22 protein-coding genes and 1 pseudogene are annotated in these 24,681 nt (G+C 55.4%); 12 read left to right on the forward strand and 11 right to left on the reverse strand.

Annotated features, from left to right (window positions below; all coding sequences use genetic code 11):
* Positions 1-6: 6 nt before the first annotated feature.
* From BLV48_RS16835 to BLV48_RS16860, 6 genes are all read right to left on the reverse strand, one after another.
* Entirely contained in the window at positions 7-1,326 is a 1,320-nt protein-coding gene (locus BLV48_RS16835; RefSeq protein WP_091827961.1) for a DEAD/DEAH box helicase, read from the reverse strand.
* Between the two features lie 15 nt (positions 1,327-1,341).
* A complete protein-coding gene (locus BLV48_RS16840) occupies positions 1,342-2,928 on the reverse strand; it encodes an ABC-F family ATPase (protein ID WP_091827962.1) in 1,587 nt (528 codons plus the stop codon).
* A gap of 126 nt (positions 2,929-3,054) precedes the next feature.
* Positions 3,055-3,513, reverse strand: coding sequence for a DUF3237 domain-containing protein (locus BLV48_RS16845; RefSeq protein ID WP_091827963.1), 459 nt, complete (start codon positions 3,511-3,513; stop codon positions 3,055-3,057).
* 68 nt (positions 3,514-3,581) lie between these two features.
* Positions 3,582-4,604, reverse strand: coding sequence for a TRAP transporter substrate-binding protein (locus BLV48_RS16850; RefSeq protein WP_091827964.1), 1,023 nt, complete (start codon positions 4,602-4,604; stop codon positions 3,582-3,584).
* Between the two features lie 204 nt (positions 4,605-4,808).
* On the reverse strand, positions 4,809-5,267 hold the full coding sequence (locus tag BLV48_RS16855) for a MarR family winged helix-turn-helix transcriptional regulator (RefSeq protein ID WP_091827965.1): 459 nt from the start codon (positions 5,265-5,267) through the stop codon (positions 4,809-4,811).
* Between the two features lie 141 nt (positions 5,268-5,408).
* Entirely contained in the window at positions 5,409-6,128 is a 720-nt protein-coding gene (locus BLV48_RS16860) for a GntR family transcriptional regulator (RefSeq protein ID WP_091827966.1), read from the reverse strand.
* 304 nt (positions 6,129-6,432) lie between these two features.
* Here BLV48_RS16860 and BLV48_RS16865 point away from each other — a divergent pair, with 304 nt between their 5' ends.
* The 3 genes from BLV48_RS16865 (at position 6,433) to BLV48_RS16875 (ending at position 9,595) form a co-directional block, all read left to right on the forward strand.
* Positions 6,433-7,494, forward strand: coding sequence for an aromatic ring-hydroxylating dioxygenase subunit alpha (locus BLV48_RS16865; protein WP_091827967.1), 1,062 nt, complete (start codon positions 6,433-6,435; stop codon positions 7,492-7,494).
* A 58-nt stretch (positions 7,495-7,552) separates the two neighbouring features.
* Positions 7,553-8,506: a PDR/VanB family oxidoreductase gene (locus BLV48_RS16870; protein ID WP_091827968.1), complete on the forward strand. Its 954-nt coding sequence runs from the start codon at positions 7,553-7,555 to the stop codon at positions 8,504-8,506.
* A 66-nt stretch (positions 8,507-8,572) separates the two neighbouring features.
* Complete coding sequence (locus BLV48_RS16875) at positions 8,573-9,595, forward strand: TRAP transporter substrate-binding protein (RefSeq protein WP_091827969.1); 1,023 nt, start codon at positions 8,573-8,575, stop codon at positions 9,593-9,595.
* Between the two features lie 422 nt (positions 9,596-10,017).
* Here BLV48_RS16875 and BLV48_RS19620 read toward each other — a convergent pair.
* From BLV48_RS19620 to BLV48_RS16895, 5 genes and pseudogenes are all read right to left on the reverse strand, one after another.
* Positions 10,018-10,139 (reverse strand): annotated as a pseudogene (locus tag BLV48_RS19620) (transposase); the annotation flags it as partial.
* Between the two features lie 116 nt (positions 10,140-10,255).
* Positions 10,256-11,575 carry a TRAP transporter large permease gene (locus BLV48_RS16880; protein ID WP_091827970.1) on the reverse strand — a complete coding sequence of 440 codons (1,320 nt, stop codon included), beginning with the start codon at positions 11,573-11,575 and terminating at the stop codon, positions 10,256-10,258.
* Positions 11,572-12,093: a TRAP transporter small permease gene (locus BLV48_RS16885; RefSeq protein ID WP_091827971.1), complete on the reverse strand. Its 522-nt coding sequence runs from the start codon at positions 12,091-12,093 to the stop codon at positions 11,572-11,574. Before BLV48_RS16885 ends, BLV48_RS16880 begins: the two co-directional genes overlap by 4 nt.
* A complete protein-coding gene (locus BLV48_RS16890) occupies positions 12,090-13,148 on the reverse strand; it encodes a TRAP transporter substrate-binding protein (protein ID WP_091827972.1) in 1,059 nt (352 codons plus the stop codon). Before BLV48_RS16890 ends, BLV48_RS16885 begins: the two co-directional genes overlap by 4 nt.
* Before the next feature lie 281 nt (positions 13,149-13,429).
* Positions 13,430-13,885 (reverse strand): MarR family winged helix-turn-helix transcriptional regulator, encoded by a 456-nt coding sequence (locus BLV48_RS16895; protein WP_254775072.1) that lies wholly within the window; start codon positions 13,883-13,885, stop codon positions 13,430-13,432.
* Between the two features lie 273 nt (positions 13,886-14,158).
* Between BLV48_RS16895 and BLV48_RS16900 the strand changes: the two genes are divergently transcribed.
* The 9 genes from BLV48_RS16900 to BLV48_RS16940 all read left to right on the forward strand — a co-directional run.
* Positions 14,159-15,721 (forward strand): acyl CoA:acetate/3-ketoacid CoA transferase, encoded by a 1,563-nt coding sequence (locus BLV48_RS16900; protein WP_091827974.1) that lies wholly within the window; start codon positions 14,159-14,161, stop codon positions 15,719-15,721.
* Positions 15,722-15,750: 29 nt separating this feature from the next.
* On the forward strand, positions 15,751-16,959 hold the full coding sequence (locus BLV48_RS16905) for a thiolase family protein (protein WP_091827975.1): 1,209 nt from the start codon (positions 15,751-15,753) through the stop codon (positions 16,957-16,959).
* Between the two features lie 198 nt (positions 16,960-17,157).
* Entirely contained in the window at positions 17,158-17,922 is a 765-nt protein-coding gene (locus BLV48_RS16910) for a crotonase/enoyl-CoA hydratase family protein (RefSeq protein ID WP_091827976.1), read from the forward strand.
* A 35-nt stretch (positions 17,923-17,957) separates the two neighbouring features.
* A complete protein-coding gene (locus tag BLV48_RS16915) occupies positions 17,958-18,725 on the forward strand; it encodes a 3-hydroxyacyl-CoA dehydrogenase (protein WP_091827977.1) in 768 nt (255 codons plus the stop codon).
* Positions 18,726-18,744: 19 nt separating this feature from the next.
* Complete coding sequence (locus tag BLV48_RS16920) at positions 18,745-20,505, forward strand: acyl-CoA dehydrogenase family protein (protein WP_091827978.1); 1,761 nt, start codon at positions 18,745-18,747, stop codon at positions 20,503-20,505.
* Positions 20,506-20,593: 88 nt separating this feature from the next.
* On the forward strand, positions 20,594-22,450 hold the full coding sequence (locus BLV48_RS16925; protein ID WP_091827979.1) for a feruloyl-CoA synthase: 1,857 nt from the start codon (positions 20,594-20,596) through the stop codon (positions 22,448-22,450).
* A 69-nt stretch (positions 22,451-22,519) separates the two neighbouring features.
* On the forward strand, positions 22,520-23,269 hold the full coding sequence (locus BLV48_RS16930) for an electron transfer flavoprotein subunit beta/FixA family protein (RefSeq protein WP_091827980.1): 750 nt from the start codon (positions 22,520-22,522) through the stop codon (positions 23,267-23,269).
* Positions 23,270-23,279: 10 nt separating this feature from the next.
* Positions 23,280-24,209, forward strand: coding sequence for an electron transfer flavoprotein subunit alpha/FixB family protein (locus BLV48_RS16935; RefSeq protein WP_091827981.1), 930 nt, complete (start codon positions 23,280-23,282; stop codon positions 24,207-24,209).
* A 61-nt stretch (positions 24,210-24,270) separates the two neighbouring features.
* Positions 24,271-24,681: NAD(P)/FAD-dependent oxidoreductase (locus tag BLV48_RS16940; protein WP_139253958.1), on the forward strand; the 411-nt coding region annotated here is incomplete at its 3' end.

A 24,681-nucleotide genomic window follows, 5' to 3' on the forward strand; every position in this document is an offset into this window, starting at 1 on the left:
CTGTAATCAACGCCCAAACAGAGAGGGGCGCTTGCCCGGTCGGTTGGGTGCAACCGGTTCCGGCTGAGCCTGTGGCATCTGCCGGGCCGCTTTCTTCCCCTGTGCACCTTTTTTGCCCGATGATGCTACGCGCGTCCGCCTGGTCCGGTTGGCCTTTTTCTCGGCCAGTGCGCCACCTTCAATCAGCTTGCCGTTTTCCAGTACCGGAACAGGCTGCATCTGTAGCGGCTTGCCGATCAGGGCTGATATATCCTTGAGAAAACGTCGTTCCTCCGGCGATACCAGTGACACGGCCCAGCCCTTCAAACCTGCCCGGCCGGTACGGCCGATGCGGTGTACATAGGCCTCAGGCTGATTCGGCAGATCGTAATTGACCACCTGCGGCAGCGCCTCGATATCCAACCCTCGGGCGGCCACATCAGTGGCCACCAGCACTTTTACCTCACCAGCGGTAAACGAGGCCAGCGCGGCCATGCGCTCACGCTGGGTGCGATCACCGTGAATCGCAACCGCGCTGATGCCGTCCTCCAGCAGTTGTGCACAGAGCTGATCCGCACGCTTTTTGGTACGCGTAAACACCAGCGTCTGCTGCCAGTTGCCGCCACGAATCAGGAAGCTGAGTACATCCGCCTTATCGGCATTATCCACCGCGTAGGCACTCTGCTTGACCTGTTTGCTGGCCGAGTTGCGTACTGCAATCGCAACCCGTTTCGGGTTCTGCAGCAGTTTGTCGGCCAACACCTCCACAGAGTCATTGAGTGTGGCGGAAAACAGCAGTGTCTGCCGCTGCGCCGGCATATGGGTCAGCAACTCTCGGATCTCGCCAATGAAGCCCAAGTCCAGCATGCGGTCCGCTTCATCGAACACCAGCATTTCCAACTGTTCCAGCGACAGCTTTTTCTGCTTCAACATATCCAGCAGCCGCCCCGGCGTTGCCACCAGGATATCGGCTCCGCGTTTCATCTTGCGGATCTGGTTGTCGAAGCGCACACCGCCGAAGATGGAGATGACCCGCATCCCCAGCAGCTGGCCATATGCCAACGTATGCTCACCCACCTGCTGTGCCAACTCACGGGTTGGCGTCAGGATCAGCCCCCGAATCGGGTGGTAATCACCGCTTGCGGGGATGCGGCTGAGGCGCTCGATCATCGGCAGCGCAAAGCCGGCGGTTTTACCTGTACCGGTCTGCGCCTCGGCAATCAGGTCATGTCCCGCCAGCACCAGCGGAATCGCCTGTATCTGGATCGGTGTGGGCGCACGGTACTCCAGCGCGTCCAGTGTGGCGACCAGTTCAGGGCACAGGCCCAGTTCGGCAAAGGCGGACATGGTATTCACTCCTGCTCACTGTTCCTGCGAGCGCAGGTAATCTTCATAACTGCCGTGGAAGTCATTGATGCCGGTGGGCGTCAGCTCAATGATACGGGTCGCCAGTGAGGAAACAAACTCACGGTCGTGACTGACGAAAATCAGCGTACCGGGGTAGTTTTCCAGCGCCAGGTTGAGTGCTTCGATCGACTCCATATCCAGGTGGTTGGTCGGCTCATCCATCACCAGGATGTTGGGCTTTTGCAGCATCAGCTTGCCGAAAATCATGCGGCCCTGCTCGCCCCCGGAGATCACCTTGACCGACTTGTCGATATCTTTCTGGGAGAACAGCAGTCGGCCCAGCGTACCGCGAATCACCTGCTCGTCATCACCTTCTTTACCGCAGTAGGCCATCCAGTCGTAGAGGCTTTTCGGTTCGGTGAATTCGTGTGCATGGTCCTGCGCGTAGTAACCGATGTTGCTGTTTTCAGACCACTTGACCTGACCGGCGCTGGGCTCCAGATCCCCCACCAGACACTTGAGCAGCGTCGTTTTACCGATGCCGTTGGGGCCGATGATGGCGATACGCTCAGCCACCGGCACGGTCAGATTCAGACCACTGAACAGCTCCTCATCAAATGACTTGGACAGCCCCTCAACCTCAAGTGCGATACGGTGCAGTTTTTTGTCCTGTTCAAAGCGAATGAACGGGCTCTGGCGGCTGGAAGGCTTGATATCCTCAAGCTGGATCTTGTCGATCTGTTTGGCGCGCGAAGTCGCCTGCTTGGATTTGGAGGCGTTGGCGGAGAAGCGACTCACAAACGCCTTCAGATCGGCGATCTGTGCCTTTTTCTTGGCATTATCCGCCTGCATGCGTTCGCGCGCCTGAGTCGACGCGGTCATATATTCATCGTAGTTGCCGTGATACAGACGCACCTCGCCGTAGTCCACATCAGCCATATGGGTGCAGACACTGTTCAGGAAGTGACGGTCATGCGAGATGATGATCATGGTGCAGGTGCGCTGATTGAGCACCCCTTCCAGCCAGCGGATTGTGTTGATGTCCAGGTTGTTGGTGGGCTCGTCCAGCAGCAGAATGTCCGGGTCCGAGAACAGCGCCTGCGCCAGCAGCACACGCAGCTTCCAACCCGGCGCCACTTCGCTCATCGGGCCGAAATGCTGCTCTACCGGAATACCGACACCCAGCAGCAACTCGCCGGCACGGGACTCGGCGGTATAGCCATCCAGTTCGGCAAACTCGCCTTCCAGCTCACCGGCACGAATACCATCCTCTTCGGTCATCTCCGACTTGGCGTAGATCGCATCACGTTCGGATTTGATCTTCCACAACTCTTCATGCCCCATGATCACGGTATCGACCACGCTGAACGCCTCATAGGCGAACTGATCCTGTCGCAGCTTGCCGATGCGCTCGTTCGAGTCTTTGGAGACGTTGCCGCTGGTGGGCTCCAGATCGCCCCCCAGAATTTTCATGAAGGTGGATTTGCCGCAGCCGTTGGCGCCGATCAGGCCGTAACGGTTGCCGTCACCGAATTTAACGGAAACATTTTCAAACAGTGGCTTGGCGCCAAACTGCATGGTGATATTCGCAGTGGTCAGCAATGGAATCTACTCGATTGATCTTGAATGGGTATGGCGGGCCGACCGTCGATACAGCCGGCAGGGGATACTACCAAAGGGGTGAATTATCGCATAAAAGCGCAGGCGAGTAGAGAGGGGGAAGAAAGCTTACGATACTCGGTAAAAATGCAGCTCAACCGAATCGGGATTACGTACCCCTGTACCAATAAACAGACTCTCAGTAATCCATTTGAAACTCTCAGACTCAGTTTCAAATCTGGGTGTACAGCGGAAATAGATGAGATCAGGATCAACCGGCTCTCCTCGCATGAGTTTGCGAGTCACTTCAGGCTCAGCCACCCGGATAGCCCGGTTAACAACATATATTCTGTCGCCACTTTCAGTTTCCAATACATATCGAGCATCAAGCTCAGCCATACGAGGACTGACAATAAGCTGAAAATCCGCACCACCTGACAATACCTGTCCTCTCCAGCCATTACCGACGACTTCCCCCCCGGTGATTGGAATGACACGCCGCACGCCTGCCTGAGTCACCCCAACCTCCAAAGGGTCGTCTACTGTTATTTTGAGGGATGCAAAAGGTTCAAAGCTTGGAAGCATCATATTTTGAGTCTCTAGAGGGGCATTCAACACAACCGGTGTAATGGCTGTGTTGAATTAAAAACAACAATTTACTTTTGCTCTTCGGCTACAATTGCACGAAAGCGTTGTAATGCAGCAGCTGCATTCACCTTACGTTCAGCAACAGATTCCATCCACTTTTGGTCAAGGCCACGGCTAAGCTTGTTCAGCTCCTGTGCTAGCGGATCATTCTCACCTACCCTCACTATATTCACCTTGTTTTTGGCGGCTTCAGCAATTCCATCTTCATCAGCGGTTCCCCAAGCGGCACCTGCCAGCCTGGACAGTTTTTCACCGGATACTTCCATGATTGCATTCCTATCTTCCGCGCTCAGTTGAGCAAAGACGTCCGGATTCATGAAAATGGTAAACGCCGTTGTATAAAGACCTTTGGGAAAAAGCGTAAGCTGCGAACTAACCTCATGAATCCTCAGAAACTTTTGATCCAATGGAGGCAAGAAAGTGCCATCCACTACTCCTTGCTGCATCATTTCATAGGATTTAGGGGCCGGCGCACTTACTGGCGAGACTTCCATACGTTCGGCAAGAGCGTTGACAAGCCCACCGCCAACACGCATTTTTTTACTTTTGAGATCACTCATGGACGTCACAGGAAACCGCGTATGCAGTTGACCCGGTCCATGCACGAACATGCCAAGGACATGCAGCCCTTCATACTCATTAGCAGGCTCAAAATACTCCTTGTAAACACGCCACAGAGCAACAGAACCTGACTCAGCATCTGCAACCTCACCGGGAATCTCAGCGATGCCTGGCAGCATAAAACGTCCTGACAAATAGGCATTGACGCTAAAAGAGGCATCTACGACACCATCTTCCACAGCCGTAAACAAGGTTCTCGGGTGACCGTTATAGTCTTCAATAATTACGTTTACACGCCCTTCAGTGGCCTCTTCAACCCACTTAGCCCAAGTAGGCCAGACAGTCTCATTCTGAGGGTTGGTAGGTGGTAGCCATGTAGAAACGCGTAGCGTGGTTTCAGCGGCAAGTGCAGATACAGAGAAAAACACTCCCACTGTACCGTACAACAGGGTTCTGCCAAGGTGTTTCATTATTATTATCCTTTTTAAGGTGATGAATCATACGTTGGCATGCATGTGAGTACATGCCAGCTAACACCTCGATAATAATTTAGGCAGAAATAGTTTCAAATTTAAACAATAGATATTGTTATCAATTTTTTAGAAAGGAGGAGTGGGGTAGTGGTCAAGATCAGCTAACGATTGCAGCACACCGACCCCGTCGGTGAAATGCTATCAGCGAGGAAAGCGATCAAGCATGTCGAGTAATTGCTTTTTTTCACCTGACTCGAGGTATTGGCAAAGCTCATCTTCATGCGCACGTACTCGTTCAAGCAGTCCATTGAAGAAGGTTTTACCGTGTGGTGTCATATACAGGGCGTAGGAACGGCGGTCCTTTTTTGAAGGCCGACGCTCAATGAGTTCCATGGACTCAAGCCTATCTACTACCGCCACCATGGCGGAGCGATCGTTGCCCAGAGCCTTGGCTACCGCTGTTTGAGTCAACCCGGGGTTTTCCTTTACGACCACTAACACTCCGAACAGGCCTGGACTTATGCCAAGGTCGCTACAGGCTGCTGAAAAGCTGTCGAAGAACACCATCTGCGCCCTTCTCAACTTGTAACCCAACAAACAGTCCAAGACGCCAAAGTTGATCTGCTCGTTTTCTGCTGCACTCACCTTGTCATCAGTCATATCATCACGTCTCCATCAGCCCTTAACTGCTATCAAAAATCATATCGGTTACCGAAGAGCTGCAGTATACCAAACCGGATATCAACTGGTTATTGATACCCCGCACGAGGGAGTGCCTGAACCTGCCGTGGCATACACATGTTACTCGACCACCAAACCGATTAACCGAAGCTGGAGGTCGTCTTCATTCTGTGACGCAAAAAGGTCAGCATAACGCAGGGTAGCATTGGCATGCTCTCGCATGATCGCCTCTGCCCTGGCACCCTGTCCCCGATCGATCGCATCGAAGACAGCATGATGCTGCATATGAGCAAAACTGAAGCGTCTATATTCACCCTTGAGGTTATTACGATCGATAGCCAGTGAGCTGACCGAAGCGAACGGCAAATGCTCGTTGCGCTGAAGCGCCACCGTTATAGCTGGATTGTGGCTGGCATCAATAATGATGCGATGAAAACGGTGATTGAGGTCATGATAGAGCTCAAGATCTTCCTCCGTCACATAGCCCTTATCGAATAGCTCGTCACCCTGCACCAGACATTCAAGCAGGGCCTCGCGCTGCGCGAGGCTGAGCCCCCGCTCAGCGAGCAGACGTGCTGCCAGCCCTTCCAACACTCCTCGCACCTCTATCGCACCACTCACCTCGTCCGGCGACACTTTACGTACTCGATAGCCTCGTCGTTCCAGCTTGATCAGCAGACCTTCTTGTTCCAGCGCCCGGAAAGCGATGCGTACCGGAGTCCGCGATACCCCCAACCGCTCTGCGGTGGGAATCTCGGCAACTCGTTCTCCGGCCTTGAGCTCACCCGAAATGATCATTTGTCGCAATGAACTCAGAACTTTCTGTCCCGCTTTGCTCATCTCCGCCCTCACAACTGAAACGCATCAATACTTGGGCTTAGTGTACCAAACTGGATCCAATTCAATTGCTAAATGAAGGGGGAGCACGCAAACAGGAGGTCTTATAAAAGAACACAAAAAACAAAACTCATAACAATCAAAAGGTTAAGCAAAAAATAAAATTAATTATAGTATTAATATATTAAAAATCCAATATTGATTGTTAATCCAAATGGATCCAATATTGATCTATAAACCCACTTTGGGGCAATATTTCCCATATATTGGATCCATAAATAAAACAATCCACGCCAGGAGCCCAACCATGTTCCCGAAAAACTGCTGGTATGTTGCCTGCACACCCGAAGAGTTTGCCGAAAACCCCCTGGGCCGCATGATCTGCGGCGAGCGTATGGCCTTTTATCGTGATGCCGAAGGCAAGGTTGCCGCCGTCGAAGACTACTGCCCTCACCGTGGCGCCCCCCTGTCTCTTGGTTATGTCGAGGATGGTCACTTGGTCTGCGGCTATCACGGCCTGAAAATGGGCCGCGACGGCAAGACCCGCTCCATGCCTAAACAGCGTGTCGGGGGCTTCCCCTGCGTAAAAAGCTATCCCGTTGAAGAGCGTTATGGCTTCATTTGGGTATGGCCCGGCGATCCGACCAAGGCGAACAGCGATGACATCCCGCATCTGGAATGGGCCGTCAGCGATGAATGGGCCTATGGCGGTGGCCTTTACCACATCAACTGTGACTACCGCCTGATGATAGACAATCTCATGGATCTGACCCATGAGACCTATGTGCATACCAGCAGCATCGGCCAGAAAGAGATCGACGAAGCGACAGTCAAGACCCGAGTTGTCGACGGCGAAGTACAGACCAGCCGTTTCATGGACAATGTCATCGCCCCACCTTTTTGGCAGGCCAACCTGCGCACCAAGGGCCTGCCGGACGATCAGCCGGTGGACCGCTGGCAGATCTGCCGCTTCAACCCGCCAAGCCACGTTATGATCGATGTTGGCGTTGCGCTTGCCGGCAATGGCGGTATTGACGCGCCCGAGGACAAACGAGCCAACAGCATCGTCGTTGACTTCATCACACCCGAGACCGAAACCAGCCACTGGTATTTCTGGGGCATGGCACGGAATTTCAAGCCCGAGGACGCTGCGCTGACCGATGCCATCCGTGAAGGCCAAGGTGCAATCTTTGCCGAAGACCTGGAAATGCTGGAGCGCCAGCAGCGAAATCTGATCGAGTTTCCTCACTACAAACTGTTGAAGCTTGATATCGATGCCGGTGGAGTTCAGGCACGGCGCATCATCGATCGAGTGTTGGCTGAAGAGCAGGAGGAGAACAGCAACCGCATTGCCAGTGTCAGCGCCTGATCAACAATAACAATGAAGCCAGGCTTTCGTCTCACCCAACAACACAGGAGAGCATGCCGTGATCGATGTGCAAATCCTAAGCAAAACCAATGAAACAGCCGACATCTGTCTGCTGGAACTGGGCCGCAGTGACAAACGTCCGCTGCCGGCCTTCAGTGCAGGGGCCCATATTGATCTGCACCTGCCTGGCGGTTTGGTACGCCAGTACTCCCTGTGCAACCATCCGGGAGAAAGCGACCGCTATGAGATAGCCGTGCTGCGTGCCCCCGAATCCAGGGGCGGATCCATTGCCGTTCACAACCAGCTCCAGACGGGTGACAGCATTCGCATCAGTGAGCCACGTAACCTGTTTCCACTGGAGCATGAAGCAGGTCGCCATCTGCTGATTGCCGGCGGCATTGGCATAACGCCTATCCTTTGCATGGCGGAGCGCCTGGCGCATATGGACAGCCCTTTTGAACTGCACTACAGCTCCCGCACGGCTGAGGAAACCGCGTTTCGGGAACGCATCCTGCAGTCCCGGTTTGCCGACCGCGTTCACTTCCATTTCAGCCGGGAAGACGATGGCGGACGGCTGGATGCCGACACTCTGTTAAGCAATCCAGACAGCGAAACCCATCTGTACGTGTGCGGCCCAAACCCGTTTATGGAACATATTCTGCAGCGCGCACGCGCCAATGGCTGGCCGGACGCCAGGCTCCATCGTGAATATTTCGCTGCCGATCCAATCAGCCACGAAGCTGACACCGCATTCGAAATTCAGCTTGCCAGCAGTGGAGAAGTGCTGACGGTACCGGCTGACCGCACTGCCCTACAGGTACTGCTGGAATGCGATATCGATGTACCTTTTGCCTGTGAAGAAGGCGTGTGCGGCTCCTGCTCCACCCGTCTGCTGGAGGGTGAACCCGAACACCGGGACCTCTACATGACAGTGGAAGAGCATGCATCCAATGACGAATTTGCGCTCTGTTGTTCGCGCGCAAAGAGCAACCGACTGGTACTGGATATCTGAACATTTCATATCTGAGCACCGGTCGCTTTTTTAACCCGACGATAACAATAACAGGACTAGCCACCTATGAAACTGAAACACTGGGCAGGCATCGCCTCCGCCACCGCCATGATCGCTTCATTCAGCGCCCAGGCTGCCGACGTGACATTGAGATTCGCCCACCCCTGGCCAGCCGGATCGGCCATCCATAACGGACTGGAGGAATGGAGCCAGTCGCTGAATCAGGCCTCCGATGGCCGCATCGAGGTTCAGCTTTTCCCCTCACAGACATTGGCCAAAGCCGCTAAATCCTATGACGCCGTCATTGGGCGTATCGCGGATGTGACGGCCACGGTACAAGGCTATACCGCCAATCGTTTTCCGCTGACCCAAGTGATTGAGCTTCCGGGCATAGTCGAAACCAGTGCCCAGGGATCCTGTATACTGCAAAAACTGTATGATCAGGGCGCACTGGCTGACGAGTACTCCGATACCCATGTACTCTTTGTTTACACCAACGGTCCCGGCCACCTGCATACACGCAAGCAAGAGGTCAAAAAGCCCGAAGACCTTGCGGGCATGCGCATTCGCCGCCCCACCACGCTGATCGGTGAACTGTTCGAAGAGCTGGGGGCCCAGTCCGCAGGCATGCCTGCACCGGAAATTTATCAGTCTCTACAGCGTAACGTTATCGATGGTGTAGCCATTTCCTGGGATGGTGCCAAAGTGTTCCGCCTCAATGAGCTGACCCGCCACCATACCGAGCTGAATCTGTATTCCCTGTCGTTTGTGGTCACCATGAACAAAGATGTCTACTCGCAACTGCCCGTAGATCTCAAGACTGTGGTCGATACCCACTCCGGTGAAAAGTGGTCACAGCATATGGCAGCCGTGTTCGATGATCTCGACAAGCAGTCACGCAGCGAGGCTCAAGCCAAAGGGAGTAAAATCGTGGAGTTAACAGATGAGCTACGAAGCGCTTGGCAGCCAGCCCTGCAAAAGGTAACCGAGAAGTACCTGGACGCACTGGAATCACAGGGCCTACCTGCTCGAAAGGTCTACCAACATGTACAGATTCTGAATGAGCAGTGCACACCCATTGAAGGTTAGGATGATTAAGGATCGTATGAACAAACCCAGCCAGCGCTGCCATTAAAACTGCATTTTCTCTGTACCAGGGCAGAATAACCGGAGTGCAGCGCCACCGGTACTCTGCCCATGAGAAAGCATGTATGGTTGCGGGTGTGAGTAGCCAGCCCCCTGTCCAGATATAGGCATATCACCACAATTTCCCAGCCCACTACGACTCAACTTGAAAGCGCGATTCACGTGCATTTTCGGCTCCAGCCTCCGTCGGTTGATTCTGCATTTACCGCGGCGATAATCGTGGTAACTTGCAGAATACCTGACAGATCATCTTGATGGGCTTGAATCCACAAAATCCTTTTTAATCTGTCCTTTTCTTATTCCGGTCGTTTGACCTGGGCTTCTAATTCCGGATGCGTTTCTGCTCTGGCATCATGGCTTTGCTGGGGTGTTTCACCCACATCAAGCGCACGACAAGCTTTTCGGATATAGAATACCCCTGGCCGAGGACGAGGCTGACAGCTTCAAGCTTGAACTCAGGGGTAAAGGAACAACGTTGTCTTTTCATTGAACAACTATTGGATGGCAAGGGGATCACCTATCAGGGTGGTCAGGAATCATTAAACCACTACACTTTGTCACTTCGTAATATTAGGAGTGCGCAGGCACTCCTAAATTCGCAGTTCAGGCTAATAGATGAACCAACGCCAAAGTGATTGGCGGAAAAGCAACCAGCAACCCGACACGCACCACGTCAGAGATTAAAAAGGGAATAACACCCTTGAAGCAGGTACTAAGAGGGAGGGTGCGATCAAAAGACTTGATAATAAAGACATTCATGCCGACCGGCGGTGTAATTAGACCCACTTCGACAACCACCAGCGCCAGGATACCGAACCAAATGCCTGCGTCCTGTGGCGACAGACCGAAGTCCATCGCCATTACGATCGGATAATAGATTGGAATCGTCAGCAGAATCATGGCCAAGCTATCCAGGAAACAGCCGAGTACCAGATAGGTCAGCAGCATCAGAATCAGAATGACATAGGGTGAAAGACTGGAGTTTTGGATCAGCTCGACTCCCGCTGCAGGCAGGTGGGACAGCGCTATGAATACACTGAACAGATCGGCACCCAGCACGATAAAGAAGATCATCGCCGAAGATACTGCGGTCTTGATCAGGCTGTCTCGAAACTGGGCGAGCCCCATTTTGCCGTGCGTATACGCCAGCACAGCCGTCAGGAAAACCCCTACAGCCGCCGCCTCCGTAGGGGTAAAGAAGCCCAGATAGATGCCGCCCAACACAATCAAAAAAATCAGCGAGATATGCCAGACATCACGCATGGATCGAATCTTTTCGCGCCAGCTGGTTTTCTCGCCTCGCGGTCCTGAGTCGGGGAACAGGCGCACATAGATCGCGATCGCCAGCAGGTAGCCAAAAGCGGCCATAAAGCCGGGAATAAAAGCCGCAATGAACATTGCGGCGATGTTCTGTTCGGTCAGGACAGCAAAGATGATCAGAACCATCGACGGCGGAATCAGTATGCCAAGGGTTCCACCGGCCGCCAGCGAGCCTGCTGACAGGCCTCCCGCGTAGTTCAGACGTTTCATTTCGGGCAACGCGACCTTGCCCATGGTTGAAGCGGTTGCCAGGGAAGAGCCGCAGATGGCGCCAAAGGCGGCACAGCCGGCCACCGCCGCCATTGCCAAACCACCTTTCATATGACCGACCCACTTGTTGCAGGTACGGAATAGCTCGGCCGTAATACCCGCACGGGTTGCCAATTCGCCCATCAACAAAAACAGGGGAACGACCGACAAATCATAGGTGGAAAATTTGGATACCGGCGTTGTACCCAGATATTGCAGCAGCGCCGGCCAACCCGCCAGCAGGGTATAACCGAAGGCGCCACAGCCTAACATCGACAGTGCAATCGGAATACGGAACCCCATCAGAACCAGCAACAGGGCCATTATTGCAAAGGCCAGTTGAATGTCACTCATTGCGTCTTTCTCCCGGAGAAGAAGCTATACAGATTGTTCATCGCGCAAACCCCGGTCAATGCCATGGTGATGACACCCACGACGAATACCCACCAAAGCGGCATTCCGAGGATCATCGTCTGTTCGAAATATTCACGGGATTCAAGACCGGCGATCCACAGGCGCCACACCAGCACAAAGGACACAAGCGCGAACAGTAGATCGCTGATCATTTCCAGAACACGAAGAGTTGATGGCCGACAGGCGGCGGTGAACAGGTCCACCACCACGTGCCCTTGCCTGAGGTAACACTCGGGCAGAAACAGGAAGACGGCGGCGGCCAGTCCCAGCTCAACCAGCTCATAGTCACCCTCAACCGCCACACCAATAGTGGAGCGGCCAATAATGCTGACAACCGTCATGGTTGCCAGCGCCAGCATAATAAGCCCACCCGCCAGCGCGAACTGTCGTGACAGCCAGGATAGCCCTCTGCCGACGGGTGTGCGATAGTCCGATTGATCTATGACCGTATTACTCATGACTCACCATTGACCTGCTCGGCGTATTGCTGAATCAGCGCTTTGGCGCGCTTGTACAGATGCTCACCCGGGTAGCCCCGCTCTGTCATGTCCTTGATCCAGACGTCATGCACCGGTGTCATGGTGTTTACCCAGTGGTCACGCTCCTGCTCGGATAAAACATGGAAGCTATTACCCTGCTCGACCGCCTGCTGCTTGGCAAGACGCTCATGTTTGTCAAACAAGCTGCCGATATGGCCCGCCAGCTCTATACCCGAGTTGTTGTCGATGACCTCTTGCAGGTCTGGCGGCAAGCTTGCGTAGGCATCCTTGTTCATCGCAAACACAAAGAATTGGGTATACAGCCCGCGCTCCCCGGGAATCTCGGTATGGTGTTTAACCAACTGATGGATTTTCATGGATGCCACCACTTCATAGGGCAACACGGCAATGTCCAGCACCCCCTTGGAAACGGCGCTGGGCATCTGGGTTACCGGCATGAAGATACTGTTGGTACCGTAGGGTGAAAAGGCATCAGCCATCACCTTGTTGGGCGAACGGAAATTGGTGCGCTCAAGGTCTGCCGATGTTTGGATCGACTTTTCTCTTGAATGCAGTGAACCGGGTGCGTGGGTATGCATGGCAAGCAGATGCACATCGGCCAGCTCATCACTCATCTCACTCTCGGCATATGCTTGCAATGCCATGCTGGTTGCCTTCGCGGATGCAGGCATGAAGGGCAGTTCAAATACTTTCGCCTTGGGGAAACGACCTGGTGTATAGCCTCCCACTGTCCAGGTCATGTCGACGATCCCCTTGCGAGCCTGATCGAACAGCTGGGGCGGCTTGCCGCCAAGCTGCATGGCCGGATAGATTTCAATATCGATGCGCCCCCCGGACTCCTGTTCGATTTTTTCAGCCCAGGGTTCGAGGAACTCGGCATGCGGCATGGCCATCGGCGGCAGCATGTGATGCAGCTTGAATGTGTATTCAGCATCAGCTGAATAGCTGTGAGAGGAAAGGGTCAGTCCAACCAAAGAAAACGTTACCGCTGTCGCAAGAGTTTTTATACGCATATCAGCACCTTGTTATTGTTTTGATGTATTTGCACAACGCATGTGGCGGAGCGAGATTAGGTTATCCTCGGACCACGCAATATATTTATCGCATAAACTGTTTAATCAAACAACATATGTTGTTGCCAATTTGTTTTTGGATATGCGCGCGCCGCGCGCCTTGCCGCGAACAACACGCAGCACAGCCGACACAACGCCTGCAGCCGCCAGAGAACGGGGAAGGCAAAAGAGAAGGAAGGATTGAGAGAGAAACCAGCTTTACACTGGCTTCAAATAGATGATCAGTCCGATTGGATACCGCTCACGGCGATGCGCTTGAGCAAATTAAACAGGGTTCGGTGTTCTTCAGGTGTCAAAACGGAAAAGAAACTGTCGTTGTGTTCAAGTGCCTGCTCACGGACTCGCGTCTGGAACGCCTTGCCTTCGGGGGTCAGATAGAGCGCGTTGGAACGACGATCCCGCGCCGAGGGACGACGTTCAATCAGGTTGCGCTTTTCCAGCTTGTCCACAATCGCCACCATTGCAGAACGGTCGTTGCCCATCGCCATAGCGACCGCCGTCTGGGTCAGACCGGGGTTGCGATCGACAATTTCCAGAGTGCCGAACAGACCCGGTGTAATCTCGAATTCGGCAAAGAAATCATTGACACTTTTGAATGCATTCAGCTGCGCACGGCGCAGCCAGTAGCCGGTCAACTGGTGAAGAGAACCAAAATCGATGTTGTCACTGTCTGCCACTATGTTTGTCCCGTCTGAATCTGTCGGCGCTTTTTAGCACGACTATTGCATACCCTCAACAGTTATACGAAACAACATAGTTCTCTATCAATTTTTCCTCCTTTTCCTGCCACAAGAACCCTGAGATGCGCCACGCACTATCGAGGAACAATAAGGCCTGAAAAATATTGTTGTGCTTTTAAACAATTAAATATATAAACTGTGAAAATGGAAACCAATGCTCCGATTCTCGTCACCAGAACAACAAGACAGAACATCAAGAGGAACACCCGGATGAGCAAAGTGATTAGCGCCGATCAGGCTGCAGAGCTGATCAAGGACGGCGATACGGTCGCCTGGACAACCATCGGCATGTCCTATTTTGCCGAACAGATCGCTCAGGCACTGGAAAAGCGTTTTCTGGAAACCGGTGCGCCACGCAACATCACCCCGGTGCATGATTGCGGTTGCGGCGATGGCAAAGACGCAGGCATGGCACACCTTGCCCACGAAGGACTGGTCAAGCGTTTGATCTCCGGCCATACCGGCCAGGCTCCGAAAATGGCACAAATGGTGGCCGACAATAAAATCGAGGCTTATCTGCTGCCGCAGGGGGTGATGGCCACGCTCTGGCGCCAAATTGCCGGCCACAAACCGGGCGTTATCACCAAGGTGGGCATGGGCACCTACGTCGACCCTCGCATTTCCGGTGGCAAAGTCACACCGCAGACTACCGAAGACCTGGTCAAACTGCTGGAGATCGAAGGTGAGGAGTGGCTGCTCTACAAGAGCTTTCCGGTCAACGTCGCCGTCATACGCGCCACCACTGCCGATGAAAACGGCAACCTGACCGTCGAAGAGGAAGCACAGATCAGCGAAGCCCTGCCCATGGCGCAGGCAGCCCACAACACCGGTGGCATCGTCATCGCTCAGGTCAAATACCTGGCCGAAGCACACTCGCTGCATCCCAAAGACGTGAAAATTCCCGGCGCCCTGGTGGATTATGTGGTGGTTGCTGAACCGGAAAATCACAAACAGACCATTACCACCGTTTACAACCCGGGATTGGCCGGTAACACCCGAGTCCCTCTTGGTGCCATCCCGCCTATGCCGTTCAGTGAGCGCAAGCTGATCGCCCGCCGTGCCGCCATGGAGCTGCGTCCCAATACGCTGGTTAACCTGGGTATAGGTGTACCGGACGGGGTTGCATCAGTTGCCGCTGAAGAGGGTGTCGTAAAACAGTTCACACTGACAACGGAGCTGGGCACCTACGGTGGCATCCCCGCGTCAGGTGGCGATTTCGGTGCTGCCTGGAACGCCGACGCAATTATCGAGCACCACGCCCAATTCGACTTCTACGACGGAGGCGGTTTGGATATCGCCTTCCTTGGCTTGGCTCAGGCCGATACCAAAGGCAATTTGAACGTCAGCAAGTTCGGTCCCAAAGTCGTCGGCCCAGGTGGCTTTATCAACATTACTCAGAGCGCAAAAAAGGTCGTTTTCTGCGGCACCCTTACCGCCGGCGCCCAGTATGAGTTCAGCGAGAATGGCATCCGCATTGTGCAGGAAGGCAAGGCGAAAAAATTCGTCGAGGCCGTGGACCAGATTACTTTCAGTGGTGACATCGCTCGCCAGAACAAACAACCGGTCATCTACATCACCGAGCGTGCCGTGTTTGAACTGCGTGCCGAGGGCGTCACCCTGACCGAAATCGCGCCGGGGCTGGATCTTGAGCGCGATGTTCTGGCCGCCATGGATTTCCGCCCGCTGATTGCCGATGACCTGAAAGAGATGCCGATCGCGCTGTTTGGCGAACGCTGGAGCGGTCTTGCATCCATCATGAATGACGCCCGCTAACCGAATAAAGACAACAGGAGCGAAATGCCATGTCCATTGAAAATGTGGAAATTCCCTACGGCGCCTACTGGTCAACTCCGTTCGCCAAGTGGCAAGGGTCCCTGCAGCATCTGCACGCGATGAAGTTCTCCGCCTGGGTGGCAAAAAAAGAGCTGGCACAACGCGATATCGATCCAACCCTGTTCGACTCGGGAGTGTTGGGCATGACCAATGCACAGTACCAGTCATTCTACGGCGCCCCCTGGCCACTGTACGAACTGGGTGCGACACACACGCCCGGCCATCTGTTGAGTCAGGTATGCGCCACCGGCGTGCGCGGCCTGTTCGCTACCGCCTCGGAAATCGCCCTGGGCATGGCGGACACATCCCTGCTGATGACGGCAGATCGTTGCTCCAACGGTGCCCACATCTATTACCCGGCACCCACTGGCCCCGGCGGCTACGGCCAATCGGAAGACCAGGTGACCTACAACATGCAGCACGATGCCATTGCTGGCCACTCAATGATCCAGACCGGTGAAAACGTGGCCAGACAATTTGGCATCAGCCGTGAAGAACTGGACGCTGTGGCTCTGCGCCGCTATGAACAGTATCAGGACGCATTGAAAGACAATCAGGCGTTTCAGAAGCGTTACATGACCTTGCCGTTCACTATCCCCAATTCGTCCTTCCGCAAGGAAGTCGGCAGCCTGAACGGCGATGAAGGCGTCTTTCCAACCACTGCAGAAGGATTGGCCAAGCTAAATCCGGTTAATGAGGGAGGGGTGGTCACCTTCGGCAACATGACCCACCCCGCCGACGGCAATGCCGCCATGATTCTCACTACAGCCGACAAGGCACAGGCATTGAGTCATGACCCCGGCATTCGCATCAACATCTGCGGTTTTGGCCAGGCCCGAACCGATTTGGCCCACATGCCGGCGGCACCGATCGATGCGGCTGCCCGCGCATTGACCGCTGCAGGGGTGGATTACAGCCAGATCAAGGCGATCAAGACCCATAACCCCTTTGCCGTTAACGACATCGCCTTCGCCAGAGCCACCGGTGTGGATGTCATGCAGATGAACAACTTTGGATGTTCGATGATCTGGGGCCATCCCCAGGGACCGACCGGCATGCGAGCCATTATCGAACTGATCGAAGAACTGGTACTGCTCGGCGGCGGCTATGGCCTGTTTACCGGCTGTGCCGGTGGCGACCAGGGTATGGCCGTAGTTCTGCGCGTCAGCGAGCGTTGACCGCTCTTAACGACTGATGATGGGTAAATCTCCGAGCGGTTAGAGGCCGCTCTTTTTATGCCCGCCGATAATGGAAAAGCAAAACCAACAATTATTTGTATTGATATTTGTTTATCAATACAACTATTATTAATCCAATCAAATACTGCGCCGGCTCCCGTCACCGCCGGCGGTTGAGGAACAACAAGAGGCAAACACATGAATGCATATCGTTACCTAACCTTCTCCGTCGAAGAAGGCATTGGTCACCTGACCCTGAACCGCCCCGAGAAAAAGAATGCTATCAACGATCAGCTCTGCCTTGAGATCGAAGATGTATTCCGCAATCTGCCCACCGGGCTGGATGTCATTCTGCTGTCAGGTAACGGTCCCGAGTTCTGTTCCGGTCTGGACCTGTCCGAGCACACCGCCCGCGAGCCGTTTGAAGTGGTCGAACATTCCCGTATGTGGCACCGCGTCTTCGGTTATATCCGCAACTCCGGTATCCCTGTAGTCGCAGCCCTGCACGGCGCTGTCATCGGTGGCGGCCTTGAGCTGGCGATCTGCGCCCACATCCGTGTTTCCGACGAGAGCACCTTCTACCGCCTGCCGGAAGGTCGGCACGGCATCTTTGTCGGCGGTGGTGCCTCGGTTAATGTAGCCCGAGTCATCGGCGCCAGCCGCATGACCGAAATGATGCTGACCGGCCGCACCCTGGATGCGCAACAGGGCGAACGTCTGGGCCTGGCACACTACGTGGTAGCCAAGGGAGAAGCCCTGGCCAAGGCCAAGGAACTGGCCGCCACCATCGCCACCAACTCCCGCTTCTCCAACTGGGCCATGGCCACCGGTATTTCCCGCATCGAAAACATGGCTTCAGATGACGGGCTCTACACCGAGTCCCTGATTACCGGCATCACCCAGAGCAGCGGTGAAGTGAAGGAACGCATCGACGCCTTCCTCAACCGCAAGAAAAAAGCCTGAACGTCCACCAACGACAAGAACAGAGGAGTCGCCCCATGAATATCAACGATCGCCACTTCATCGTTACCGGCGCCAGCTCAGGCATTGGTGAGGCCGTTGCCCGCCGCCTGCATAAGCTCGGCGCCCGTATTACCCTGGCCGACATCAATACCGAAGGCGGCAACCGAGTCGCAAACGACCTGGCCGAGCGTGCCAATTTTATTCAGACCGACATTGCCGATGAAGCCTCGGTACAAAATTGCATCGATCAGGCTTTAGAGCGTTTTGGCTCGATTGATGGACTGATCAACTGTGCCGGCATTCCGGGTGCAGAACGCGTCATCGGCCGCGATGCCCCCCACCGTCTGGATACCTTCGAACGCGCCCTGCGCGTCAATTTGCTCGGCACCTTCAACATGATTCGCCTCAGTGCCGACCGGATGCAGCACAACACACCCGGGGAAGACAACGAACGTGGCGTCATCATCAATACTGCCTCCGTGGCTGCCTTTGATGGCCAGATTGGTCAGGCCGCCTATTCCGCCTCCAAGGGTGGCGTATGCGCCATGACCCTGCCGGTCGCCCGAGAGCTTGCGCGTTTCGGAATCCGTGTCATGACCATCGCCCCCGGTATCTTCCAGACCCCGATGATGGATGTGCTGCCGCCGGAGGTGCAGGACTCACTGGGGGCATCCGTGCCCTTCCCCCAGCGACTGGGCAAGCCGGAAGAGTTTGCTTCACTGGTACAGCAGATCATCGAGAACAGCATGCTCAACGGTGAAGTGATTCGACTGGACGGCGCCATCCGCATGGCTGCCAAGTAAACAACACAAGAGGTGGATGATGAGTCTCTATCAGGCCCCGCTCAAGGATATTCAGTTGCTGGTCGAAAACGCCCTGACCACAACCGGACTGGACGAACTGCCAACCATGGCCGATTTCGATACCGAGCTGGTCAATGCCGTACTTGAAGAAGCGGGCAAGTTTGCCGCCGGTGAGCTGGCACCACTCAACCGCATGGGAGATATCCAGGGCTGTCGTTTCGAGGATGGCAAGGTGATGACCCCGGATGGCTGGAAGAACGCCTACCGCCAGTTCTGTGATGCCGGCTGGATGGGACTTGCGCTGCCAGCAGAATTTGGCGGCCAGTCGCTGCCGCGCTTCATTGCCCAGCCGGTGAATGAAATGTGGCTGTCGGCCAACCTGGCCTTCATCATGTTCCACGCGCTGACTCAGGGCGGCAGCGAGATCCTGATGCACTTCGGCAGCGATGAACAGAAGGCGCGCTACCTGGAACCGCTCATTTCCGGTCGCTGGACACTGGCCATGTCTCTAACCGAACCCAATGCAGGTTCAGACCTGGGCGCACTCACCACCCGAGCAGTGAAACAGGACGATGGGCGTTACCTGATCAAGGGGCAGAAAATCTACATCACCTACGGCGACCACGATCTGGCGGACAACATTGTTCACCTGGTTCTAGCCCGAACACCCGATGCGCCGGCCGGCAGCCGCGGTATTTCGCTGTTCTTGGTGCCCAAGTATCGCATCCGTGAAGATGGCACCCTCGGCGAAGCCAATGATGTCCGCTGCACCGGCATCGAACACAAGACAGGTCTGCACGGCAGTCCGACCTGTTCTATCAGCTACGGCGACAAGGATACCTGCTACGGCGAGCTGATCGGTGACGAGAACCGCGGACTTGCAGCCATGTTCATATTGATGAATGAGGCCCGCCTAAGCTGTGGTATTCAAGGCGTGGCTCTGGGTGAGGCCGCCTATCAGCAGGCGCTGGAATATGCACTTGAGCGCACCCAGGGCACTGATTACCGTGGTGGCCGTGAACGGGTAGCCATTGCTCAGCACCCGGATGTGGCACGCATGCTGCTGTCGATTCGTTCGGAAGTGATGGGGCTGAGATCACTCAGCTACCTGATTGCGGCCCAGATCGACAAGGCCGAACATACGCCCGACGCCGATGAGCGCAAGCGACTGCAAGATCGGGTCGCCCTGCTGACTCCCGTGTTCAAGGCCTACGCCACGGAGAGAGCCAACCTGATGGCGGGCACCGGTATCCAGGTCTTCGGCGGCATGGGCTTTGTGGAGGAAACCGGCGTTGCCCAGCTGATGCGCGATGCACGCGTAACCACCATCTACGAAGGCACCACCGGAATCCAGGCTCGCGATCTGGTGTTCCGCAAGATTCAGCTCGATGAAGGGGTTGCACTCAAAGCCCTGCTGGACGAAATAGATGCCGATGCCAACCGTCTTGAGGACCTGCCGCAGGCGACCGACACCCTGCGTCAGGCAACAGGCGCACTTCGTGACCAGATTGTCCCCATGGTCAGCAGCGGCAATCTGCTGCGGCTCAATGCCGGAGCCGTACTTCTGCTGGAAGCACTGGGAACGCTCTGCTGTGCCTGGCAGCTGGGCAATCTGGCTGCACTGGCCTTGAGCCGTCGCGATCAGGACCCTGTTTACTACGGGAACCTGATCGCTCTGGCGGAGTATTACTTTGCTCACAGCCTGCCCGCTATCCAGGCACGCTTACTGAGCTTCGAGCAGGCGGAAGCCGGTATTGCGAATTACCGCTTCGACGACTGACGCTCAGCATCACATAACAAGAATCAAGACAACGCAACCGCGGGCCGCGACAAAGACAACAAACCGGCCCGCGATGGAGATGCCAAACATGCTTGCCGACTTTCACCCTGTTAACGTAAACAACTATGGTGTGGATGTAGAGATCCGCGAAGACGGCGTTCAGATCGTTCGCTGCCCGCAACCGCTAGCTGAATACGCCGAACACATGATCGAGCGCCTTGAGTTCTGGGCAGCGGAAGCTCCGGAGCGCGTGCTCATTGCCCAGCGCGATGCTCAGGATGACTGGGACTCCATTACCTATGCCGATACCCTCAAACATGTCCGTGCTCTGGCCGCCTGGCTGGTGACTCAAGACCTAGGACCGGAACGCCCCCTCGTCTGCCTTTCGGGCAACAGCAATGAACACCTGCTGATCAGCCTTGCAGCCATGTATATCGGCATCCCCTTTGCGCCGATTTCGACCGCTTATTCACTGGTGTCTACCGATTTTGGCAAGCTGCGTCATATTTTTGACCTGCTGACACCGGGCATAGTGTTTGTGGACAACCTGGGCCCCTTCCGCGATGCCATTGATGCTGTCGTACCCGCCACCACCCCATTGATTGCGGTTTCCAGTGCCCATGCGATGGATGAGCTGAACAACCCCGTGTTCGATTTCAATGAGCTGCTCAAAACCCCGACTTCGCCCTTAGCCGAAGCGGCAAAGGCGCGGATCGACGGCGACACCATCGCCAAGTTCATGTTTACCTCCGGCTCCACAGGCATGCCCAAGGCGGTTATCAATACCCAGCGCATGCTCTGCGCCAATCAGGAAATGATCCGAAGCATCATGGCATTTCTCAAGGACGAACCGCCGATCATGGTGGACTGGCTACCCTGGAACCACACGTTTGGCGGCAACCACAACATCGGCATTGCCCTGTATAACGGCGGCAGCCTGTATATCGACCACGGCAAACCAACGGAAAAGGCATTCGACATCAGCCTGAACAATCTGCGGGATGTGGCGCCCACGGTCTATTTCAACGTCCCCAAAGGCTATGAACTGCTGGTGAAAAAGCTGCGTCAGTCTCCAGACATCGCCAAAACATTCTTCTCTCGCCTGCAGCTGACCCATTTTGCCGCAGCCGGACTTTCCCAGCACATCTGGGATGCCCTGGATGCACTTGCCATTGAACATACGGGCAAAAAAATTCCCATGATCACGGGACTGGGTGCTACCGAGACCGCACCTTCAGCACTGTTCGCATCGATCGAGGAATGTGCGTCCGGTGTGATCGGCACACCGCTGCCGGGCATCGAGATGAAACTGGTACCCAACGGTGACAAGCTTGAAGCGCGCATTCGCGCCATTTCAGTCACTCCCGGATACTGGCGTGCTCCCGAACTGACGGCACAGGCGTTCGATGAAGAAGGTTTTTACTGTCTCGGCGATGCCATGAAGTACATTGACCCGGAGCGACCCAACCGCGGCTTCCGCTTCGACGGCCGCGTGTCCGAAGATTTCAAACTGGATACAGGTACCTGGGTCAGTGTCGGTAACCTGCGCGCACACCTTATCCACTTCTTTGCTCCCTATGTGCAGGATGTGGTGATTGCCGGTCATGATCGTGCTTATGTGTCGGCGATGATTTTCCCGGATCTGGGCCATTGCCGCGCTCTGGTACCGAACAGCGATGAGCTGTCCGACTGTGAACTGCTGCGCGCGCCCCATCTGCGTGAAACCTTCCAGCGCTTGTTGGAGCAGATGGCCGAAGCCAGCACCGGTAGCTCTACCCTGATCCGCCGCATGCGACTACTCGATCAGCCCCCCTCCATCGACCTGAATGAAGTCACCGACAAGGGTTCTATCAACCAGCGTGCAGTGCTGAAAAGCCGTGATGAGCTGGTCAGGGACATGTACAGCGAACAGCCCTCCGAGGAGGTGTTCCGGCTCGAGCGCTGAACCGGCACCACCCGCCGTCCTAGTTGCCCCGGAACCGATGTGAACAACCGATTTACGGAAACACGAACCATGAAAATACTTGTCAGCGTCAAGCGCGTCATCGATTACAACGTCAAGGTGCGCATCAAAGCCGATAACTCCAATGTCGACCTGGCCAACACCAAAATGGCCATGAACCCCTTCTGTGAAATCGCCGTGGAAGAAGCGATCCGACTCAAGGAGGCGGGAATCGCGACTGAAGTGGTGGCGGTATCCATCGGCCCCAAAGCGGTGCAGGAACAACTGCGCACAGCTCTGGCTCTGGGTGTCGACCGAGCCGTACAGGTTGAAACCGATGATATGCCCGAACCGCTTAACATCGCCAAGCTGCTGGCCAAAGTGGTCGAAGCCGAGCAACCCGGCCTGGTGCTGCTGGGTAAGCAGTCCATCGACGGCGACAACAATCAGACCGGGCAGATGTTGGCGGCACTCACCAGTCGTCCCCAGGCCACTTTTGCCTCTGCCATCAAGCTCGAGGCCGACAGGGCAATTGTCACCCGTGAGATCGATGGCGGCCTGCGCACGCTTGAGCTAACTCTCCCGGCCATAGTGACCACTGACCTGCGCCTGAACGAACCACGCTATGCCAAGCTGCCTGACATCATGAAAGCCAAACGCAAGCCACTGGATGTCAAAACCCCGGCCGATCTAGGTATCACCCTGAAAACCCACGTCCGTCAACTCAAAATTGAGGCTCCGGCGGCCCGTCAGGGCGGTATCAGGGTGGACAGCGTGGATGCGCTGATCGACAAACTCAAGCACGAAGCCAAGGTGCTTTAAGGGGATTTGGATGAGTATTTTATTGATTGCCGAACACGATAATCGGACGCTCAACCCGGCGACACTCGGTGCCCTGAATGCCGCCCTTCAGATCGGTGGCGACATCTCTGTGCTGGTGGCCGGCAAGGGCTGTCGGGCCGTTGCCGAAGAGGCCGCCCGAGCGGCCGGTATTGGTCGGGTGTTGCTGGCCGATCATGACGCCTATGCGAAAGGACTGGCGGAAAACCTTGGCAGCCTGATCGCCGATCTGGCCGGCGACTTCAGCCACCTCATCACACCGGCAGGCACCACCGGCAAGGATGTCATGCCTCGCGTGGCCGCATTGCTGGATGTTGGCCAGCTGTCGGACATCATGGCCGTCGAATCTACCGATACCTTCAAACGGCCGATCTATGCCGGCAACGCCATCGCGACCGTACAGTCCGTTGACCCGATCAAGGTGATCACCGTACGTACTTCGGCGTTCGATCCTGTTGCCGCCGAAGGTGGCAACGCCGCCATTGAGGTAGTGAACAACGTCTGTGATGCCGGCCTTGCTCGCTTCATCAGCGAAGAACTGGCGCAGTCGGACCGGCCCGAACTGGCCTCTGCCCGCATCGTCGTTTCCGGTGGCCGTGGTCTTGGCAGTGGCGAAAATTTCGCCCTGCTGGAACAGGTGGCCGACAAGCTGGGAGCGGCCGTAGGGGCTTCACGTGCTGCCGTGGATGCAGGCTTTGTCAGCAACGACCTTCAGGTAGGTCAAACCGGCAAGATTGTGGCACCCGACCTTTACATCGCCGTGGGCATTTCCGGTGCCATCCAGCATCTGGCCGGCATGAAGGATTCCAAAGTGATTGTGGCGATCAACAAGGATGAAGAAGCCCCTATCTTTCAGGTAGCGGATTACGGCCTGGTCGCCGACCTCTTCCAGGCGCTGCCGGAGCTGGAATCCCGGCTCTGATAGCCAAGGCGATATCACTCCTGCCCGGCGGCGGCCGGGCTGCATGAATCAGAGGTAGACCATGCGTGAATCGATGGAATTTGATGTAGTAATCGTAGGCGCCGGGCCTGCCGGGCTTTCGGCGGCGTGCCGTCTGATGCAACAGGCCAAGTCAGCCGAGCAGGAACTGACCGTTTGTGTAGTTGAAAAAGGATCTGAGGTCGGCGCCCATATTCTTTCCGGTGCCGTGATGGAAACCCGCGCACTGGATGAGCTCTTCCCCGACTGGAAAGAGAATGGTGCCCCGCTGAAAACGCCTGTGATAGAAGATCAGGTGTTTCTGCTCAAGAATGAAACCGGTGCCATCAAACTGCCCAACGCCTTTGTGCCCAAGACCATGCACAACGACGGCAACTATGTTGTCAGCCTCGCCAATGTCACCCGCTGGCTGGGTGAACAGGCAGAACAGCTGGGTGTAGAAGTGTTCCCGGGC

The sequence above is a fragment of the Marinobacterium iners DSM 11526 genome (genome assembly GCF_900107855.1).
Classification (GTDB): domain Bacteria; phylum Pseudomonadota; class Gammaproteobacteria; order Pseudomonadales; family Balneatricaceae; genus Marinobacterium; species Marinobacterium iners.

Coding starts and splice junctions, on each gene's coding strand:
- BLV48_RS16835 (WP_091827961.1), bottom strand. CDS start 1,326: ATGTCCGCCTTTGCCGAACTGGGCCTGTGCCCTGAACTGGTCGCCACA.
- BLV48_RS16845 (WP_091827963.1), bottom strand. CDS start 3,513: ATGATGCTTCCAAGCTTTGAACCTTTTGCATCCCTCAAAATAACAGTA.
- BLV48_RS16850 (WP_091827964.1), bottom strand. CDS start 4,604: ATGAAACACCTTGGCAGAACCCTGTTGTACGGTACAGTGGGAGTGTTT.
- BLV48_RS16855 (WP_091827965.1), bottom strand. CDS start 5,267: ATGACTGATGACAAGGTGAGTGCAGCAGAAAACGAGCAGATCAACTTT.
- BLV48_RS16860 (WP_091827966.1), bottom strand. CDS start 6,128: ATGAGCAAAGCGGGACAGAAAGTTCTGAGTTCATTGCGACAAATGATC.
- BLV48_RS16865 (WP_091827967.1), top strand. CDS start 6,433: ATGTTCCCGAAAAACTGCTGGTATGTTGCCTGCACACCCGAAGAGTTT.
- BLV48_RS16875 (WP_091827969.1), top strand. CDS start 8,573: ATGAAACTGAAACACTGGGCAGGCATCGCCTCCGCCACCGCCATGATC.
- BLV48_RS16880 (WP_091827970.1), bottom strand. CDS start 11,575: ATGAGTGACATTCAACTGGCCTTTGCAATAATGGCCCTGTTGCTGGTT.
- BLV48_RS16885 (WP_091827971.1), bottom strand. CDS start 12,093: ATGAGTAATACGGTCATAGATCAATCGGACTATCGCACACCCGTCGGC.
- BLV48_RS16890 (WP_091827972.1), bottom strand. CDS start 13,148: ATGCGTATAAAAACTCTTGCGACAGCGGTAACGTTTTCTTTGGTTGGA.
- BLV48_RS16900 (WP_091827974.1), top strand. CDS start 14,159: ATGAGCAAAGTGATTAGCGCCGATCAGGCTGCAGAGCTGATCAAGGAC.
- BLV48_RS16905 (WP_091827975.1), top strand. CDS start 15,751: ATGTCCATTGAAAATGTGGAAATTCCCTACGGCGCCTACTGGTCAACT.
- BLV48_RS16910 (WP_091827976.1), top strand. CDS start 17,158: ATGAATGCATATCGTTACCTAACCTTCTCCGTCGAAGAAGGCATTGGT.
- BLV48_RS16915 (WP_091827977.1), top strand. CDS start 17,958: ATGAATATCAACGATCGCCACTTCATCGTTACCGGCGCCAGCTCAGGC.
- BLV48_RS16920 (WP_091827978.1), top strand. CDS start 18,745: ATGAGTCTCTATCAGGCCCCGCTCAAGGATATTCAGTTGCTGGTCGAA.
- BLV48_RS16925 (WP_091827979.1), top strand. CDS start 20,594: ATGCTTGCCGACTTTCACCCTGTTAACGTAAACAACTATGGTGTGGAT.
- BLV48_RS16930 (WP_091827980.1), top strand. CDS start 22,520: ATGAAAATACTTGTCAGCGTCAAGCGCGTCATCGATTACAACGTCAAG.
- BLV48_RS16935 (WP_091827981.1), top strand. CDS start 23,280: ATGAGTATTTTATTGATTGCCGAACACGATAATCGGACGCTCAACCCG.